This is a genomic window from Salmonella sp. 32070601201500089SM (genome assembly GCF_017573605.1).
In the GTDB taxonomy this organism is placed as follows: domain Bacteria; phylum Pseudomonadota; class Gammaproteobacteria; order Enterobacterales; family Enterobacteriaceae; genus Salmonella; species Salmonella enterica.
On record NZ_JAGETK010000002.1, the window covers coordinates 63,578 to 81,928 of the forward strand.

Consider the following 18,351-nt stretch of genomic DNA (forward strand, 5'->3'; position numbering starts at 1 on the left):
CTTTCTGCGTGATGGCGCGCGTTTATCAGGCAGAAGATTCGTCAGCAGTCGCATTTATTATATTATTCAAGGAGTGAATTTGTTATGGAAATTAAATATTTATCATTATGTATTTTAGCGGGTATTTTATTTGTTAGCCAGGTGAATGCTTCAGAGAACAACGGTAAAGATGATGTAAAATATGCTGCGCTTACCCAGAAGGATCTTGATGCTTTGCCTGTGGAAAAAAGAGCTTCGGTTCTGGATGAACTGGGGTTTATCCATGAATACGGTATTGGTGTACCGATGAATCGCGAACGGGCGTTGCAGTATTACAAGCAGGCCTGTGAACTTGGCGGTAACTATGGTTGCTATAATGTGAAGTATGCTTATCAGTATGGCGACGGAGTGGCGAAAGATAGTGCTCAGGCCAATAAGTATGCTAAAAAAATGAATCTGGATAATTTATTGATTGAGCAAGAGTATATCGATAAGTTTTCGCAAGAAATTTACGCGGCAAAAGTATTGGCCGATACGGATAAATCGCAGCGACCAGAATTTATTAATGCACTATTTAATCTTCTAAATAATAGGCCAGAGAGCGATGCGCTTTTTTTTAGTCGTATCGGATTTAATCAGGAAAAAACGTTCCGCCTTGCTACGCTATGGGTGCAGGACGGCGATCCACAAATGGATTATCAACTGGGGTTACTCACCCTTAATGATTTCTCTGATCATTATGTGGATGAGCCTTATAAGGCCAGGCCGGCCTCGTTGAAATGGTTTCGCGCCGCCGCGGAAAAAGGCGTCGTTGAGGCCCAATCTCTCTTGGGGGGTATTTATTCGGGGGGAGAGGGCGATGAGTGGGGGATTAAGCCAGACATTCAGGAAGCACAAAAATGGTATGGACAGGCGGCTGAGCAGGGTGACAGCGATGCACAGATTGCGCTAGGTAAAATCTATTATTCTGGCGCAACAGGGCGCACTGATTACGCTAAAGCGCTGGCATTATTTACGCAGGTTGAAAATGATGGTACTAATTCGCGCTCAACGATGCCGTTGAGTTGGATGTATTATAACGGTTTAGGTACTGCACCTGATTGTGATAAAGCCTGGTCGTATTACAAGAAAGCATCTCGATATGTAGGTAAGAAGGTTGAGGAAAAAATATTTTTAAGTAAATGCGCAGCGGATATTCAGGGTCGAAAAAACAACGCGGATGCTTTACCCAAAGTAACCCTAAAAAAAGAAAGTATTTTCTCTCGCGGGATAACGGCTAAGCCGAAAGAATGCGCACTAATTTTTCAGATTGGCACAGATAAAATCCGTAACATGGCGAATTTGCATATTACGCTTGAGCTGAAAAATGATGATGGAATGGCAACTGAGGAAACGTTAATGATTCCGCCATTCGGTTTGAATACTCTGGGGATAGATATGCAAAATCATGATGTTGATCCTCTCGTTACCCCATACGATCTCCCGCTGTATACGCAAGCTTTTTGTCACGGGATCGGCGATATCCATTTTACGCTGAAATCCGCTACGGCAACGATTAACGGTAAGAATGTCGATTTACTGAAAGCTGACAGTGTGCGCTTTTTAGATAAAGAATAAGGGAATGAAAAATGATAAAACGGAAATGGAATCTTTTGCTTCTGCTTGGGCTTTCTTTCGCATCGGTATGCCAGGCAGGTGATGATATTGACGCGTTGTATAGCCGTATTGCGCAGAAAGATATTCAGGCGCTAAATGAGCTAAAAGCGTTAGCCAAAGATAATAACGCCCAAGCGCTGGCAGAGCTGGGCTTTATTTATGAGTACGGCGTTACTGTGCCGAAAGATACGATACAGGCTATCAAGTATTATGAGCAGGCTTGTCATGTTGAAGAACCCTATGGCTGCTACAACGCTCGTTATTTTTATCTGCATGGCCTGGGGGTGATGCAGGATGACGTTTTGGCAAAAGAGCTTGCGGATAAAACCAGTAAAGCAGACACCGATACTGATGCGCAGACGGTGACGCGCCTGATAGCCGACGAAATAGATACGGCAAAGCAAGCCGCGGAAAGCGATATTACTCAGCGTTCCCGGTTTATTGAAACATTACGCCAGTATGCCAGCGGCGGGAGCGCGATGGCCGCGCTCATCACGCGCCTGGGTTATTCAAAGGAGGATATCCTGCACCTTGCGGAGCTGTGGGCGCAGGAGAGAGACCCTGAACTTAACTTTATCGTTGGTAGCCTCTATGACTCTGGTTTTGTTGAGGTCGACGATAAAGAGGCGCGTTCGTTGCAATGGTTCCGCAAGGCTGCTGAATTGGGCCAGGCTGATGCGCAGAATATACTCGGTTACTTCTACTTGAATGGAAAACGAGTGATTAAGCGCGATCTGCAGAAGGGGGTGCAGTGGTACGAGTTGGCGGCTGCGCAGGGTAATGCCGATGCGCTCATAAATCTTGGTGAGATCTATTACTCCGGGACGCAGGTTCCGCTTGATTACGCTCGGGCATTTGAATTCTTTGAACGGGCGGCGAAGATGGGCAAGTCTCGCGCTTTAAACTATCTTGCCTGGATGTATACCAACGGTCAGTTTGTCGACACGGATTGCCGGAAGGCAGCGGAGTTGTTTGCTCAGGGGCGAACAAGTTTTGCAGACGATCCCCATTTTCAGGTGACCTGCGAAAAAGACCGACAGGCCCGCGCTGAAGCTGTGGCAATGCGTGAAAAGAATTTGCCGAAGTTAACCTTCAATCGTGATCGTGTTTTCGGTGCGAGCCAGGGCAGCGGCTATGCATGCGAGCTGGAGTTTGTCGTCAAAACGGACAGAATCAGCAGTATAGAGAATTTACGCGTCTCACTGGCGCTGAAAAATAAGGCCGGGGCGATGTCACAGCAGGTTATCGCATTTGAGCCTTTTGGGCTAAATACGCAGAACCGCAATTTACAAGGGTATAAGTCTGATACGCTCCGTGAATCGACATTACAACCTGTCTATCAGCCGGAATTTTGCGATGTTGATAGCTATAGCGTGACTGCTGTGACGGGAATGGTTAACGGTAAAGAGATGGATATGCTTAAGGCAGGCGTTTTTCTGTAACTGCGAGCGAAAATAATGGCGTATCAAGCGATACGCCATCAAAAGTCTTACCAGACGTAAGTCAGCAGATTCTGCGAATTCGGCACCATAAAATCAACGGACATCATGATACTCAGCGCGGTAATCGCAATGATAGAGAAGCCGAACAGCTTGCGCGCCCAGACCTTATCATCTTCCACTTTGTAACCGCGTAGCGCCATGCCGAGCCACCAAACGCTGACCGCCGCGGCGACCACCAGGTATTTGTAACCGGCATAACCGCCCAACGTGAGCATTAGCGTTGCAACGGCAAACGCAATGATGTACAGCGTGATGTGGTTTTTAGCGACTGAGATTCCTTTTACCACCGGCAGAACCGGGATATTGGCCGCCTGATAGTCCTTAAAGCGGAAAATGGCGATGGCGTAAGAGTGCGGCATCTGCCAGAGGCTGAAAATAGCCAACAGAATCGCCGCGCCGCTGTCAAAGTCGCCCGTTACGGCGCAGTAGCCAATCACCGGCGGCGCTGCGCCGGAGAGAGAACCAATCAGCGTGCCGTAAACGGAGTGACGCTTCATGTACAAGCTGTACACGCCAACGTAGACCACGAAGCCCATTACCCCCAGCCAGCAGGCCAGAGGATTGGCGCCAAACCACAGCAGCATAAAGCCAGCAATACCCAGCAGGGTGGCGTATACCAGCGAGACGCCAGGAGAAATCAGGCCTTTGACCAGCACCCGATTCTTGGTCCTTTCCATCTTCCTGTCGATATCCCTGTCGATGTAGTTGTTAAATACACAACCCGACGCCACAACCAGTGACACCCCGACCAGCGTATAAATGAACAGGGGATAGTCAATGCTGCCCTTTGAGGCCAACAGAAATCCCCCGATCACCGAGATCAGGTTGCCAAAGATGATGCCTGGTTTCGTTACTTGCAGGTATTGCTTAAACATCATACTCGCCGCTCTTAGTGCATCATCATGTTGTAGTTGAGGTTCCACATAATCCAGATGGAGCCCACAACCAGGATGGCGATGATCAGCACGGTAAAGATGAAGGCCGTCATGTTCCAGCCTTCATCAGATTTGGTGTTCATGTGCAGGAAACACACCAGATGCACCAAAATCTGCACCACTGCCATTGCCAGGATAGATCCCAGAATAACGGCCGGAGAGGCAGCGCCAGTCATCACCATCCAGAATGGAATAACCGTCAGGATGACCGACAGGATAAAGCCGGTCATGTACGTTTTTACGCTGCCGTGGGATGCGCCGCCGCTCTCGGTAGAATGACTCATTACATCGCCCCCATCAGATAAACAACAGTGAATACGCAAATCCAAATCACATCCAGGAAGTGCCAGAACAGGCTCAGGCACATGATACGGGTACGGTTAGTGCTGGTCAGACCGCGACGGGCAACTTGCACCATCAGCACCGCCATCCAGATCAAACCGGAAGTGACGTGCAGACCGTGCGTGCCGACCAGCGCGAAGAACGCAGACAGGAAGCCGCTGCGATCCGGGCCCATACCGTTAACAATCAGGTGATGGAATTCATAGAGTTCCATCCCGATAAATCCGGCACCGAACAAGAAGGTCAACGCCAGCCAGGAGATAACCTGGCTCTTGTTGTTCTTGTGCATGGCGATCGCCGCCATGCCGTAGGTAATGGAGCTAAATAACAGCAGGAAGGTTTCAACCAGAACGAACGGCAGTTCGAAAATGTCCTTACCTGTCGGGCCGCCAGCGGTGCCGTTCACCAGAACGGCATAGGTAGCAAACAGAATAGAGAACAGAATACAGTCGCTCATCAGGTAGACCCAAAATCCGAAGATTTTGTTCTGGCCTGCGTCATGGTGCCCGTGTTCGTGCGCGTGGGCAGTCGCGTGCGTTAAAGTATCAGTTGCCATTTTTCAGCCCTGCCTTAGTAATCTCATCGAAATGCTGGTTTTCCAGTTTTTCGACTTCCGGGACCGGCACGTAGTAATCCACATCTTCATCAAAGCTTTTTACAATCCAGCTGATGATCATGCCTGCGAAACCCACTATCGCCAGCCACCAGATATGCCAGATCATGGCGAAGCCAAATACCGTCGCGAAGGCGGCGATAACAATACCGGCACCGCTATTTTTCGGCATATGAATCTCTTCATACTGTCCAGGCTGTTGGTACGCTTCGCCTTTTTCTTTCATTTCCCAGAAGGCGTCACGTTCGTGAACGTGCGGCACAACGGCAAAGTTATAGAACGGCGGCGGAGACGAGGTTGACCACTCCAGCGTACGGCCACCCCATGGGTCGCCGGTCAGATCGCGGTTCTGATCGCGGTCGCGAATAGAAACGAAGATCTGAATCAGTTGGCACAGGATACCCAGCGCAATCAGCGCGGCGCCGGCGGCGGCAACCATCAGCATCGTATGGAACTGCGGATCAATTTGCTGGCTGAGGCGACGGGTCATGCCCATGAAGCCCAGTACGTACAGCGGCATAAAGGCTACAAAGAAACCGATAATCCAGAACCAGAAGGCGCGTTTACCCCAGGTTTCGTTCAGCTTGAAGCCAAACGCCTTCGGCCACCAGTAGGTCATACCCGCGAAGCAGCCAAACACCACGCCGCCGATGATCACGTTATGGAAGTGCGCAATCAGGAACAGACTGTTGTGCAGGACGAAGTCCGCGCCCGGTACCGCCAGCAGAACGCCGGTCATACCGCCGACCGAGAAGGTCACGATAAAGCCGATGGTCCACATCATTGCGGAATGGAAGACGATACGGCCCTGATACATGGTGAACAACCAGTTGAAGATCTTCACCCCGGTCGGGATGGCGATAATCATGGTGGTGATACCGAAGAAGGCGTTAACGTTCGCGCCTGCGCCCATCGTGAAGAAGTGGTGCAGCCAAACGATAAACGACAGTACGGTAATACAGACGGTCGCCCAAACCAGCGAGGTATAGCCGAACAGACGTTTACGCGAGAAGGTCGCTGCGATTTCGGAGAATACCCCGAAGACCGGCAGAATCAGAATGTACACTTCCGGATGGCCCCAGGCCCAAATCAGGTTGATGTACATCATCATGTTGCCGCCCATATCGTTGGTAAAGAAATGGGTGCCCAGATAGCGATCCAGGGTCAGCAACGCGACGGTAACCGTCAGAATCGGGAAAGAGGCGATGATCAGTACGTTGGCGCACAAAGAGGCCCAGGTAAAGACCGGCATCTTGAACATCGTCATACCCGGCGCACGCATCTTCAGGATCGTCACGAAGAAGTTGATACCGGTTAACGTCGTACCAATACCCGAGAGTTGCAACGCCCATATCCAGTAATCGACCCCGACGCTGGGACTGTACTCTATTCCCGATAGCGGCGGATAAGCCAGCCACCCTGTCTGCGCGAATTCACCCACGCCCAGCGAGAGGTTAACCAGAATAACGCCGACAACGGTGAACCAGAAGCTCAGGTTGTTCAGGAAAGGGAAAGCAACGTCGCGCGCGCCGATCTGCAGCGGAACCACCAGGTTCATCAGACCGATAACGAAGGGCATCGCCACGAAGAAGATCATGATTACGCCGTGAGCGGTAAAGATCTGATCGTAGTGGTGCGGCGGTAGAAAACCCGCTTCGCCTGCGGAGGCAAGCGCCTGCTGGCTACGCATCATGATGGCATCGGCGAAGCCACGTAACAGCATCACAATCGCGACGATGATATACATGATGCCGAGGCGTTTATGGTCAACCGACGTTAACCACTCTTTCCATAGGTAGGTCCACTTACCGAAGTAAGTAATCGCTGCCAGTATCGCCAGTCCCCCGACGATAATTGCAGCGATCGTTACCATGACGATAGGTTCATGGAACGGTACTGCATCCAGTGATAATTTTCCGAACATCTTATCTTCCTCAACCCTTGGAGTTGGCGGATTCCGCGTGGCTCATGTCCATACCTTCCATTCCTTCATGCGAGCTGTGCTCACCTTCAGGTTGGGTCATGTCCATGCTCTTACCGTGGTCCATGAATTTGTTAATAACGTCCTTGAACAAATCTGGTTTCACGCTGGAGAAATATTCCACCTTGTTGTACTCGCTTGGCATAGCCACTTTCTCGAACGCCGCCATATCATTCATGGTGTTCGGAGACTGCTTCGCTTTTGCGACCCATTGGTCGAATTCTGCGCGGTCTTTGGTGGCGATAGCTTTAAACTTCATACCAGAGAAGCCCGGGCCGCTATAGCTGGCGGAGATGCCATCGTAGGTTCCGGGTTCGTTGGCGATCAGATGCAAACGTGTTTGCATACCGGCCATGGCATAAATCTGGCTACCCAGACGCGGGATAAAGAAGGAGTTCATCACGGAGTTGGAGGTCACTTTGAAATAAACCGGCGTGTTCGCCGGGAAGGCGATCTCGTTGACGGTGGCGATACCCTGCTCCGGATAGATGAAGAACCATTTCCAGTCCATGGAAACCACTTCGATGGTGATCGGTTTTTCGTCATGCGCCAGCGGCTTGCTTGGTTCAAGCGCGTGCGTGGTTTTCCAGGTCAGTACGGCAAGGAAAATGATGATTAAGATAGGCACCGTCCAGACCACGGCTTCCACTTTATTGGAGTGTGACCAGTTCGGGCTATACTTCGCATCCTTATTACTCGCACGATACTTCCAGGCGAAACCAACAGCCATCAAGATGGCGGGAATAACGACGATCAACATCAGGCCAAATGCCGTCAGTATCAGCGAACGTTGCTCCAGTCCAATCTGTCCTTTGGGATCCAGCAGCGCAGAATTACAGCCACTGAGTAATGCAGTGCCTGCAATTAATGACAACCATCCCAAACTTTTATTGTATTTCCTGAGTCTCATTTAACGACCTCAATTCCACGGGACCTGGTGGCGTTTAAAGTGTAGGGGCATTTTACGGTAAGGTTACATTACTGTAAACATGATTGGTTCTGTGTTACCAAGTTCTGCCGCGCATGTCACATATGTTGCCAAGTATGTCGAAATAACTTTAAGACACTGTTGAAACTTTGCGTTATAACGGATGAGGTCTGTAAGTGGGATGTTGAGGGATAATTGGTATAACCAATGTAAAAATAAAACAATTACTTAACAATTTATTATCAATAAAAGGACAATCAACGGCAGAAATTTAAATTTAATCGGCTGAATCGTGTAAAGAAAATAGGTAGCGTAGAAATTACCAATAATTTCCAAAATTCTGTTGCGCACAAAAAGACAAATATATTTTTTATCAATTGATGGTTATTTAGCCGTTATAATTCCGGGTCGTTATTACAACGGCAAATAATGTTTTAGAGCAGGCGTGTTTTTCGTAGCGCCAGGTAGTCCAGCAACCCGCCAAAGACAATGCCGCACACGGCAACCGCTACCGCAGTTTCAAGCAATCCGGACAGGAATGAGAAGTTAGTGTAATCCAACGCGTTCATGGTCAGCAGGAGTACCCAGACCGCCAGCAAAGCGACGCCCGCGAGCAGGATTGAAAGCGCGAAATTGTAGGCGCCACGGTATTGCGTGCGGGGAATGAAACGCTCGTTCTGCCAGCTATATTCCAGCGTTTGCCGACAGACCAGCAACAGTAACAGCCCGGGAACGGCGGCAACAACCGAGAAGAGGTAGAATGTCGGCCAGCCGTGCGCTTCAACGAACCAGCCCGCTACGGGACCAACATAAACGCGGCCTACTGCGGAGAGGGCCGACAGTAGGGCAAACTGTGTTGCGGAAAACGACTTATTACATAGCGTCATTAATAAGGCGACAAAGGCGGCAGTACCCATCCCGCCGCACAGATTTTCGAAAAAGACCGCCGCGCCCATGCTGAACATGTTTTTATCGGTAATGGAGAGCAACCAGTAACCGGCGTTGGACGCGCCTTGCAAAATGCCGAAAATCAGCAGCGCGCGAAACAGCGAAAGACGCTGCATTAATATGCCGCCGTATAACGCGCCGACGATCGTTGCCAGCAGGCCCAGCGTTTTATTGACCACGCCGACTTCGCCGGCGTCAAAGCCGACGCCGCGAATCAAAAAGGTGGTGGTCAGGCTCATAGCGAAGGCATCACCTAGTTTATAAAGCACAATGAGCAGTAAAATCAGCCAGGCGTTGTTACGGCCAAAGAAATCGCGTAGCGGCGCGACGACGGCCTGTTCCAGCGATTTCGGGGACGGGATAGTATCGGTCGGTTCCGGCGCCAGTAAGGTGGCGATAATGCAGGGGATCAGCAATGCCGCCATCAGCCAGTACATGCCCTGCCAGCCGAGCCAGCGATCGGCCAGCCATAGCGCCAGTCCGCCGGAAACCAGCATCCCCAACCGGTAGCCAAGCACGCTGATTGCCGCGCCAGCGCCGCGTTCTTCTGCGGGTAAAACATCGGTTTTCCAGGCGTCGAACACGATATCCTGCGAGGCGGAGCAAAAAGCAATCACCACCGCCAGCGCCGCCATCCAGCGTAGCTGCGTGCCGGGTTCAAGAAAGCCCATCGCCGCAATCGCCGCCAGTAACAACAGTTGGGTGGCGAGTAACCAACCGCGACGACGACCTAAAAAAGGCGGCGTGTAGCGGTCCATCAGCGGGGACCAGAGAAACTTAAACACATAGGCCTGACCAACCAGCGAGAAGAAGCCAATCGTTTTAAGATCGATATTCTCGACGGTCATCCACGCCTGTAGCGTACCGGAAGTGAGCGCCAGCGGGAGACCGGAGGCAAAACCCAATATCAGCAGAATGGCTGAGCGCGGTTGCTGGAAAATACGTAAATATTGACTTGACATAGGCATCTACAGACCCGGCTTCTGCCGGGTCTTGTTGTTGCTATTAACGGGCGTTTTGCTTGATAAAATCGTGAATACTGGTGTCCTGAGACATATCAGCAATGGTATCGGTCAGAACGCTATTCACTGCGTCGGCAATATTCTGGTTAGAGGCCTGGAACGCCCCTTCAATAGAGTAGTTGGCGCGATAGTTTTTGGTCATCTTGCTGCCATTTGCCGCGGTCGCAATAATCGCGATATCCGCTTTGGTCGCGATGTTGTAGCGCACGCTGCCCTGGGAAACATCAGCATACAGTTGGTTAACAATAATCTGCAGATTAACCGCGCCGTTAGGCCCGATCATATAGCCCCGCGCCGTCATCTGTTTTTCCAGGACTTCTTGTAACAGGAAGCGTAAATCGCGGGAGGCGGTTAACGTTACCAGCTGGTTGTTACGCGTGACTTTCGCTAACGCCTGATCCTGGCGTTGGTCCGCGCCGGTAATGCTAACGGTGACGCCCATCAGGCTCGGGTCCTGCTGTGGCAAGGTGATCTTCGGCGCGACGTCAATGGTCGTCGGCGGTGTGGCGCATCCTGCCAGCATAAACAGAGCGACTAACGGAAAGAGAAGTTTTTTTAACATATTCAGGCTCTCAATGACGCTTAAAACGTGATAGGTAAAAATTCCCGCCATCATAACACCGCTAACGGCGAGGGGAAGTGGTCAACGCAGGTAAATTCGTCGTAATGTCCGATTTGGTATTGATAACGGCGCGAGCGGGGATTTTGAGCGCTAAAAGAATGATTAAGGCAGTAAACTTCATACGTTTGGCTGAAATAATCAGACGAAAGCTAAATTTTTGTTGTCATGCTGTAATGGAAACGGTAAAAGCGGCTAGTATTTAAAGGGATGGGTGACATCACAGCGTTGTCGGAGGAGATTTTCATGATGATACGTGAGCAAATAGAAGAAAAATTAAGGACAGCGTTCGACCCCGTGTTTCTCGAAGTTGTGGATGAAAGCTATCGTCACAATGTTCCTGCAGGATCGGAAAGCCATTTTAAGGTCGTGCTGGTGAGCGATCGCTTTACAGGCGAACGTTTTCTTAATCGTCATCGGATGATTTACGGTACGTTAACGGCGGAACTTTCCACAACCGTACATGCGCTGGCACTGCATACTTATACCCTCAAAGAGTGGGAAGGGTTGCAGGATACTATCTTCGCGTCGCCTCCTTGTCGCGGCGCGGGAAGCATCGCGTAGCAAAACGGATTTGCAACTACCTCCGCTTTTCCAGTATGTTGCTACAGAATTATGTGAAAACGGCCTGCGGGCCGTTTTGTTTTGTCTGAATTTTGAGCGTGTCGTACAGTATTCAGACAAAAATTAGCCGAGAATTGTGAAAACCGCCGCAGCATCGCACAATCACCGTTCTCGACTCACAAAAGTGATGCCGCTATAATGCGCCGTCTTATATATGAACGTCTTCGGGATGATTCTGACGACAGGGAATGTGATTGATTATGAGAACATCCCGGTTCCGCGAAGCAAATAGCACGTGCTTGCGGAGTAGAGTTGACCGAGCACTGTGATTTTTTGAGGTAACAAGATGCAAGTTTCAGTTGAAACCACTCAGGGCCTTGGCCGCCGTGTAACGATTACAATCGCTGCTGACAGCATCGAGACCGCTGTAAAAAGCGAGCTGGTCAACGTAGCGAAAAAAGTACGTATTGACGGCTTCCGTAAAGGCAAAGTACCGATGAATATCGTCGCTCAGCGTTATGGCGCTTCTGTTCGCCAGGACGTGCTGGGCGATCTGATGAGCCGCAACTTCGTTGACGCGATCATCAAAGAAAAAATTAACCCGGCAGGCGCGCCGAACTATGTTCCGGGCGAATACAAAGTGGGTGAAGACTTCACTTACTCCGTCGAGTTTGAAGTCTATCCGGAAGTTGAGCTGACCGGCCTCGAGTCCATCGAAGTTGAAAAGCCGGTTGTTGAAGTCACCGACGCTGACGTTGATGTGATGCTGGACACCCTGCGTAAGCAGCAGGCGACCTGGAAAGAAAAAGACGGTGCTGCTGATGCGGAAGACCGCGTGACCATCGACTTCACCGGCTCTGTAGACGGCGAAGAGTTCGAAGGCGGCAAAGCGACCGATTTCGTTCTGGCGATGGGCCAGGGTCGTATGATTCCGGGCTTTGAAGACGGCGTTAAAGGCCACAAAGCTGGCGAAGAGTTCACTATCGATGTGACCTTCCCGGAAGAGTACCATGCTGAAAACCTGAAAGGTAAAGCGGCTAAGTTCGTTATCAACCTGAAGAAAGTTGAAGAACGCGAACTGCCGGAACTGACCGAAGAATTCATCAAACGTTTCGGCGTTGAAGATGGTTCCGTAGCCGGTCTGCGCGCTGAAGTACGTAAAAACATGGAACGCGAGCTGAAAGGCGCGGTGCGTAACCGCGTTAAGTCTCAGGCGATCGAAGGTCTGGTAAAAGCTAACGACATCGACGTACCGGCTGCGCTGATCGACAGCGAAATCGACGTTCTGCGTCGTCAGGCTGCGCAGCGTTTTGGTGGTAACGAGAAACAGGCTCTGGAGCTGCCGCGCGAACTGTTTGAAGAACAGGCTAAGCGTCGTGTAGTTGTCGGTCTGCTGCTCGGCGAAGTCATTCGTACCAACGAGCTGAAAGCGGACGAAGAACGCGTTAAAGGCCTGATCGAAGAGATGGCGTCTGCTTACGAAGATCCGAAAGAAGTGATTGAGTTCTACAGCAAAAATAAAGAGCTGATGGACAATATGCGTAACGTCGCTCTGGAAGAACAGGCTGTTGAAGCGGTTCTGGCAAAAGCGAAAGTGTCTGAAAAAGCCACTTCCTTCAATGAGCTGATGAACCAGCAGGCGTAATTTTTCGCGTTAAAAGCACGAAATTTGCACAAAAACCCGTCACCTTTCAGTGACGGGTTTTTTTTGTCACGCATTTTGCATGGTAAGGGTGCGAAAACCGCGTTTCAGTGTTAGCGTTAGAGCAAAAGATTGTTATGCTTGAATTATGGCGATGCCGTACCCATTACAGAGGGACTGGCTGATAATCCGTCCATCAGGTTACAATCAGTACAGCAGATTTTTTCAATTTTTATCCAGGAGACGGAAATGTCATACAGCGGAGAACGAGATAATTTGGCCCCTCATATGGCGCTGGTGCCGATGGTCATTGAACAGACCTCACGCGGTGAGCGCTCTTTTGATATCTATTCTCGTCTACTTAAGGAACGCGTCATATTTCTGACCGGCCAGGTCGAAGACCATATGGCTAACCTGATCGTGGCGCAGATGCTGTTCCTGGAAGCGGAAAACCCGGAAAAAGATATCTATCTGTACATTAATTCTCCTGGCGGCGTAATTACTGCGGGGATGTCCATCTATGACACCATGCAGTTTATTAAGCCAGACGTCAGCACCATTTGTATGGGACAGGCGGCCTCTATGGGGGCGTTTCTGCTGACTGCCGGGGCGAAAGGCAAACGTTTCTGCTTGCCGAACTCTCGCGTCATGATCCACCAGCCGCTGGGCGGCTACCAGGGCCAGGCGACGGATATTGAAATTCACGCCCGCGAAATTTTGAAAGTAAAAGGGCGCATGAATGAACTTATGGCGCATCATACGGGTCAATCTCTTGAGCAGATTGAACGTGATACTGAGCGCGATCGCTTCCTCTCCGCGCCTGAAGCGGTAGAGTACGGTTTGGTTGACTCAATTTTGACCCATCGTAATTGATGCCCTGGACGCAAGTGTGCCGCTATACACTTCATCCTTCACGCTACCTCGGTGTTGGCTGCCAGCGCGCCTCCCAGTGACTTACTTATGTAAGCGCCTGCGGAGTCGACGAGTTGCCGCCTTGATGTAGCTCGAATGATTTTGTGTATATACTAATGAAGGGCGGCACAACGCTGATTAGCGGCTTGCGCCTGAGAATGGCATTTGCGTCGTCGTGTGCGGCACAAAGAACAAAGAAGAGGTTTTGACTCATGACAGATAAACGCAAAGATGGCTCGGGCAAATTGTTGTACTGCTCTTTTTGCGGCAAAAGCCAGCATGAAGTGCGCAAGCTGATTGCCGGTCCATCCGTGTATATCTGCGACGAATGCGTCGATTTATGTAACGACATTATTCGCGAAGAAATTAAAGAAGTTGCTCCGCACCGTGAACGTAGTGCGCTGCCGACGCCGCATGAAATTCGTACCCACCTGGACGATTACGTTATCGGCCAGGAGCAGGCGAAAAAAGTGCTGGCGGTGGCGGTCTATAACCACTACAAGCGTCTGCGTAACGGCGATACCAGCAATGGCGTCGAGTTAGGCAAAAGCAACATTCTGCTGATTGGACCGACCGGTTCCGGTAAAACGCTGCTGGCGGAAACGCTGGCGCGCTTGCTGGATGTGCCGTTCACTATGGCGGATGCGACCACGCTGACCGAAGCGGGTTACGTGGGGGAAGACGTCGAGAATATCATTCAGAAACTGTTGCAGAAATGCGACTACGACGTGCAAAAAGCGCAGCGTGGGATTGTCTACATTGATGAAATCGATAAGATTTCGCGTAAATCAGACAATCCGTCCATTACCCGCGATGTTTCCGGCGAAGGCGTACAGCAGGCGTTGCTGAAACTGATCGAAGGCACCGTCGCCGCGGTTCCACCGCAGGGCGGTCGCAAACATCCGCAGCAGGAGTTCTTACAGGTAGATACCTCTAAGATTCTGTTTATCTGCGGCGGCGCGTTTGCCGGTCTGGATAAAGTGATCGCTAACCGTGTTGAAACCGGCTCCGGCATTGGTTTTGGCGCGACGGTGAAAGCGAAGTCCGACAAAGCCAGCGAAGGCGAGCTGTTGTCGCAGGTTGAACCGGAAGATTTGATCAAATTTGGTCTGATTCCTGAGTTTATCGGTCGTCTGCCAGTGGTAGCGACGCTGAACGAACTCAGCGAAGAAGCGCTGATTCAAATCCTGAAAGAGCCGAAAAATGCGCTGACCAAGCAGTATCAGGCGCTGTTTAACCTGGAAGGCGTCGATCTGGAATTCCGTGACGAAGCGCTGGACGCTATCGCCAGGAAAGCAATGGCGCGTAAAACCGGTGCCCGTGGTCTGCGTTCTATCGTCGAAGCGGCGCTGCTGGATACCATGTACGATTTGCCATCTATGGAAGACGTCGAAAAAGTGGTGATCGACGAGTCCGTTATTGCCGGTCAGAGTAAGCCGTTGCTGATTTACGGCAAACCGGAAGCGCAGGCTTCTGGCGAATAATTAAACATTCATACAATCAGTTAGCCAAAAAAGGGGGGATTTTATCTCCCCTTTCGTTTTTCCTGTAAACACGCCGTTGAATGTGTGGGAAACATCCCCATATACTGACGTACATGTTATAGGTGGTATGGAGCACAGCTATACTATCTGATTACCTGGCGGACACTAAACTAAGAGAGAGCTCTATGAATCCTGAGCGTTCTGAACGCATTGAAATCCCCGTATTGCCCTTGCGCGATGTGGTGGTTTATCCGCACATGGTCATACCCTTATTTGTAGGGCGGGAAAAATCTATCCGTTGTCTGGAAGCGGCTATGGACCATGATAAAAAAATCATGCTGGTCGCCCAGAAGGAAGCATCGACGGATGAGCCGGGTGTAAACGATCTTTTCACCGTCGGGACCGTGGCCTCTATTTTGCAGATGCTGAAACTGCCTGACGGCACCGTAAAAGTGCTGGTCGAGGGGTTACAGCGCGCGCGTATTTCCGCGCTGTCTGACAACGGCGAACATTTCTCCGCGAAGGCGGAGTACCTTGATTCGCCAGCCATTGATGAGCGTGAACAAGAAGTGCTGGTGCGTACCGCTATCAGCCAGTTCGAAGGCTACATCAAGCTGAACAAAAAAATTCCGCCGGAAGTGCTGACGTCACTCAATAGCATTGACGACCCTGCACGTCTGGCTGACACCATCGCCGCGCATATGCCGCTGAAACTGGCGGATAAACAGTCCGTACTGGAGATGTCCGACGTTAACGAACGTCTGGAATATCTGATGGCGATGATGGAATCTGAAATCGATCTGCTGCAGGTTGAGAAACGCATTCGCAACCGCGTGAAAAAGCAGATGGAGAAATCCCAGCGCGAGTACTATCTGAACGAGCAAATGAAAGCGATTCAGAAAGAACTTGGCGAGATGGACGACGCGCCGGACGAAAATGAAGCGCTGAAGCGTAAGATCGACGCGGCGAAAATGCCGAAAGAGGCGAAAGAGAAAGCGGAAGCGGAACTGCAGAAGCTGAAAATGATGTCTCCGATGTCGGCGGAAGCGACCGTGGTGCGCGGCTACATCGACTGGATGGTGCAGGTGCCGTGGAATGCGCGTAGCAAGGTCAAAAAAGACCTGCGTCAGGCGCAGGAAATCCTCGATACTGACCATTATGGTCTGGAGCGCGTGAAAGACCGCATCCTTGAGTATCTCGCGGTTCAAAGCCGTGTAAATAAAATCAAGGGGCCGATCCTGTGTCTGGTGGGGCCGCCGGGGGTAGGTAAAACCTCGTTGGGCCAGTCCATCGCTAAAGCAACAGGGCGTAAATACATCCGTATGGCGCTGGGCGGCGTGCGTGATGAAGCGGAAATCCGCGGTCATCGCCGGACTTACATTGGCTCTATGCCGGGTAAACTGATCCAAAAAATGGCCAAAGTGGGGGTTAAAAACCCACTGTTCCTGCTCGATGAGATCGACAAAATGTCTTCTGACATGCGCGGCGATCCGGCTTCCGCACTGCTGGAAGTGCTGGATCCGGAGCAGAACGTGGCGTTCAGCGATCATTACCTGGAAGTGGATTACGATCTCAGCGATGTGATGTTCGTCGCCACTTCCAACTCCATGAACATTCCGGCGCCGCTGCTGGATCGTATGGAAGTGATCCGTCTGTCCGGTTATACCGAAGACGAGAAGCTGAATATTGCTAAACGTCACCTGTTGCCGAAGCAGATCGAGCGTAACGCGCTGAAGAAAGGCGAACTGACGGTCGACGATAGCGCGATTATCGGTATTATCCGCTATTACACGCGTGAAGCGGGCGTGCGTAGTCTGGAGCGTGAAATCTCCAAACTGTGCCGTAAAGCGGTTAAACAACTGTTGCTCGATAAGTCGTTAAAACATATCGAAATTAACGGCGATAATCTGCACGACTACCTCGGTGTGCAGCGCTTTGATTATGGCCGCGCGGATAGCGAAAACCGCGTAGGTCAGGTGACGGGGCTGGCGTGGACGGAAGTGGGCGGCGATCTGTTGACCATCGAAACCGCCTGCGTCCCGGGCAAAGGCAAGTTGACCTACACCGGCTCGCTCGGTGAAGTGATGCAGGAATCCATTCAGGCGGCGCTGACCGTGGTGCGTGCGCGCGCGGAAAAACTGGGTATTAATCCGGACTTTTACGAAAAACGCGATATCCACGTTCACGTGCCGGAAGGCGCAACGCCGAAAGACGGTCCAAGCGCCGGTATCGCGATGTGTACCGCGCTGGTTTCCTGCCTGACCGGTAATCCGGTGCGCGCAGATGTGGCAATGACCGGTGAGATCACGCTGCGTGGTCAGGTGTTGCCGATCGGCGGCCTGAAAGAAAAACTGTTGGCGGCGCATCGCGGCGGGATTAAAACGGTCTTAATTCCGTTCGAAAATAAACGTGACCTGGAGGAAATTCCGGACAACGTGATTGCCGATCTGGATATTCATCCTGTGAAGCGCATTGAGGAAGTTCTGACGCTTGCTCTGCAAAACGAACCGTCTGGAATGCAGGTTGTAACCGCAAAATAGTGACCTCGCGCAAATAGCGCTAATAAAAACAGGGCTGGCAGGCTATTTCGGACTTGCCAGCCTTTTTTTGTATAGCTAATTTAGATGGTTGATTGGGTCTGCCACCATTAACGGGTGTTGTAAGGGCGTGGCAGGCCTGATATAACTGCTGCGCGGTCGTACTTCGAAGGATTCAGGTGCGATATAAATTATAAAGAGGAAGAGAAGAGTGAATAAATCTCAACTGATCGAAAAAATTGCTGCAGGGGCTGATATCTCTAAGGCTGCGGCTGGACGTGCGTTAGATGCGATTATTGCTTCTGTTACCGAATCTCTGAAAGAAGGGGATGACGTTGCACTGGTAGGCTTTGGTACTTTTGCTGTTAAAGAGCGTGCTGCCCGTACTGGTCGCAACCCGCAAACAGGTAAAGAGATCACCATCGCCGCTGCCAAAGTGCCGAGTTTCCGTGCAGGTAAAGCGCTGAAAGACGCGGTAAACTAAGCGTGATCCCCTCGGGGGATGTGACAAAGTACAAGGGCGCATCAACTGATGTGCCTTTTTTATTGGCGATTCGGGACTTTCTGTGCGTTGCGGGCTGACAATTGCCCTCGTTTCTTGTCACAATAGGCTTTTGTGCGCCGCGTTCAGAAAATGCGATGCGCGTGAAGTCTCTATACGCAAATCATTCAGGTTGCGTCGACGCG

General features: G+C 50.9%; 15 protein-coding genes. 8 read left to right on the forward strand and 7 right to left on the reverse strand.

Features of this window, described 5'->3' with window-relative positions:
• Window positions 1-84 precede the first annotated feature (84 nt).
• Together J4728_RS03790 and J4728_RS03795 are read left to right on the forward strand one after the other, a co-directional pair.
• Complete coding sequence (locus tag J4728_RS03790; RefSeq protein WP_208211225.1) at window positions 85-1,596, forward strand: tetratricopeptide repeat protein; 1,512 nt, start codon at window positions 85-87, stop codon at window positions 1,594-1,596.
• A gap of 11 nt (window positions 1,597-1,607) precedes the next feature.
• Window positions 1,608-3,077 (forward strand): tetratricopeptide repeat protein, encoded by a 1,470-nt coding sequence (locus tag J4728_RS03795; protein WP_208211228.1) that lies wholly within the window; start codon window positions 1,608-1,610, stop codon window positions 3,075-3,077.
• 47 nt (window positions 3,078-3,124) lie between these two features.
• Here the strand turns inward: J4728_RS03795 and cyoE are convergent, their stop codons facing one another.
• The 7 genes from cyoE to J4728_RS03830 all read right to left on the reverse strand — a co-directional run bounded on the left by cyoE (window position 3,125) and on the right by J4728_RS03830 (window position 10,468).
• Window positions 3,125-4,015 (reverse strand): heme o synthase, encoded by an 891-nt coding sequence (cyoE, locus tag J4728_RS03800; protein WP_000971352.1) that lies wholly within the window; start codon window positions 4,013-4,015, stop codon window positions 3,125-3,127.
• A gap of 11 nt (window positions 4,016-4,026) precedes the next feature.
• The gene (locus tag J4728_RS03805; RefSeq protein ID WP_000019878.1) at window positions 4,027-4,356 is read right to left on the reverse strand and encodes a cytochrome o ubiquinol oxidase subunit IV; all 330 of its coding nucleotides are present in this window, start codon (window positions 4,354-4,356) and stop codon (window positions 4,027-4,029) included.
• Entirely contained in the window at window positions 4,356-4,970 is a 615-nt protein-coding gene (locus tag J4728_RS03810) for a cytochrome o ubiquinol oxidase subunit III (protein WP_000179833.1), read from the reverse strand. Before J4728_RS03810 ends, J4728_RS03805 begins: the two co-directional genes overlap by 1 nt.
• On the reverse strand, window positions 4,960-6,951 hold the full coding sequence (cyoB, locus tag J4728_RS03815) for a cytochrome o ubiquinol oxidase subunit I (RefSeq protein WP_000467158.1): 1,992 nt from the start codon (window positions 6,949-6,951) through the stop codon (window positions 4,960-4,962). Before cyoB ends, J4728_RS03810 begins: the two co-directional genes overlap by 11 nt.
• A gap of 10 nt (window positions 6,952-6,961) precedes the next feature.
• Window positions 6,962-7,918 carry a cytochrome o ubiquinol oxidase subunit II gene (cyoA, locus tag J4728_RS03820; RefSeq protein WP_001239448.1) on the reverse strand — a complete coding sequence of 319 codons (957 nt, stop codon included), beginning with the start codon at window positions 7,916-7,918 and terminating at the stop codon, window positions 6,962-6,964.
• 452 nt (window positions 7,919-8,370) lie between these two features.
• Window positions 8,371-9,846, reverse strand: coding sequence for a muropeptide MFS transporter AmpG (gene ampG, locus J4728_RS03825; protein ID WP_000098473.1), 1,476 nt, complete (start codon window positions 9,844-9,846; stop codon window positions 8,371-8,373).
• A 43-nt stretch (window positions 9,847-9,889) separates the two neighbouring features.
• Window positions 9,890-10,468 carry a lipoprotein gene (locus J4728_RS03830; RefSeq protein ID WP_001537832.1) on the reverse strand — a complete coding sequence of 193 codons (579 nt, stop codon included), beginning with the start codon at window positions 10,466-10,468 and terminating at the stop codon, window positions 9,890-9,892.
• Between the two features lie 303 nt (window positions 10,469-10,771).
• Here J4728_RS03830 and bolA point away from each other — a divergent pair, with 303 nt between their 5' ends.
• The 6 genes from bolA to hupB all read left to right on the forward strand — a co-directional run bounded on the left by bolA (window position 10,772) and on the right by hupB (window position 18,148).
• A complete protein-coding gene (gene bolA / locus J4728_RS03835) occupies window positions 10,772-11,089 on the forward strand; it encodes a transcriptional regulator BolA (protein WP_000973433.1) in 318 nt (105 codons plus the stop codon).
• A 346-nt stretch (window positions 11,090-11,435) separates the two neighbouring features.
• Window positions 11,436-12,734 (forward strand): trigger factor, encoded by a 1,299-nt coding sequence (tig, locus tag J4728_RS03840; protein ID WP_001198403.1) that lies wholly within the window; start codon window positions 11,436-11,438, stop codon window positions 12,732-12,734.
• Window positions 12,735-12,980: 246 nt separating this feature from the next.
• Window positions 12,981-13,604, forward strand: coding sequence for an ATP-dependent Clp endopeptidase proteolytic subunit ClpP (clpP, locus tag J4728_RS03845; protein ID WP_000122257.1), 624 nt, complete (start codon window positions 12,981-12,983; stop codon window positions 13,602-13,604).
• Window positions 13,605-13,855: 251 nt separating this feature from the next.
• Window positions 13,856-15,127, forward strand: a complete 1,272-nt coding sequence (gene clpX, locus J4728_RS03850; RefSeq protein WP_000130314.1) for an ATP-dependent protease ATP-binding subunit ClpX — start codon at window positions 13,856-13,858, stop codon at window positions 15,125-15,127.
• Window positions 15,128-15,312: 185 nt separating this feature from the next.
• The gene (gene lon, locus J4728_RS03855) at window positions 15,313-17,667 is read left to right on the forward strand and encodes an endopeptidase La (RefSeq protein WP_001067723.1); all 2,355 of its coding nucleotides are present in this window, start codon (window positions 15,313-15,315) and stop codon (window positions 17,665-17,667) included.
• Window positions 17,668-17,857: 190 nt separating this feature from the next.
• Window positions 17,858-18,148: a nucleoid-associated protein HU-beta gene (gene hupB, locus J4728_RS03860; protein WP_254888479.1), complete on the forward strand. Its 291-nt coding sequence runs from the start codon at window positions 17,858-17,860 to the stop codon at window positions 18,146-18,148.
• Window positions 18,149-18,351: the final 203 nt, after the last annotated feature.